Source organism: Xanthobacter sp. BG11Y11_SDJG, from assembly GCF_057364445.1.
Genome location: NZ_JBNFNU010000754.1, coordinates 1 through 962, shown reverse-complemented (window position 1 = coordinate 962; position 962 = coordinate 1). Strand labels below are relative to the sequence as shown.

Here is a 962-nt window from a genome sequence, read left to right as displayed (position 1 = left end):
AGCCCGACAGGCCGGCGATCAGCGCCGCTGCCGCGCCCGCGCCGGCGCCGCCGCCATGGCGAGGCCGGCGACCAGGAACATGGCGCCCTTCAGCAGCATGTGGTTCACCGCATAGAAGGCGGCGATGGGAAAGGCGCCCGGCATCCCCGAGGCGAGCGCCGCGCCGATCACCGTGCCCACCACGCCCATCTGGCTCACGGTGGAATAAGCGAGCGCGCGCTTGGGGTGGGTCTGCGTCACGCCCAGCGCGACGCCGTAGAAGGCGGTGAAGAGGCCCATGGCGGTCAGCGCCTCGCCCCAGCCCGGCAAAGCGACGCCGTCGGGCAGGAAGCGCAGCAGGCCGATCACGCCCGCTTTCACCACCACGCCGGAGAGCGCCGCCGAACCCGGCACCGGCGCCACCGCATGGGCGAGCGGCATCCACACATGCAGAGGGAACAGGCCCATTTTCAGGGTGAAGCCGGCGAGCAGCAGGAGCACGATCGAGGTCCGGAAGGGCGAAGTGGGCAGCGCCGCCACCGCGTCGCGGATCAGCGGGTTGGCCTCGCTCGCGCCCGACGCCAGCATGACGAAGGCGGCGATCAGGAACGCCTCGCCCAGCACCGTCAGCGCCAGATAGAGGGTGCCGGCGCGCCGCGCCTCCGGCGTGTCGTCGTGGGTCACGAGGCCGAAGGCGGAGAAGCTGACGAGGGCGTAAGCGAGGTAGAAGCTCGCCACGTCCGCCACCAGGAACACCGCGAAGGATCCCGCCATGGTGAGCGCCCACCATGCGGCGAAGGCGCCGCGCGCCGGGTCCTTGCGCATGTAGGCGCAGGCATAGGCGCCCGCCGCGATCCACAAGAGCGCCGCCCCGCCCAGCAGCAGCGCGCCCGTGCCGTCGAGCGCCAGCGTGAAGCGGAAGGGATAGGGCGCGACCAGCACCGACATGCCGCGCGGCACCGCCACCGCCGCCACCAGCGCCG

Annotated in this window: 1 protein-coding gene; it reads right to left on the bottom strand. The window is 72.7% G+C overall.

The features are described 5' to 3' along the window. Nucleotides 1-18 precede the first annotated feature (18 nt). A partial coding sequence (locus tag AC2W7M_RS26305) for a complex I subunit 5 family protein (protein WP_486136122.1) occupies nt 19-962 on the bottom strand: 944 nt, incomplete at its 5' end.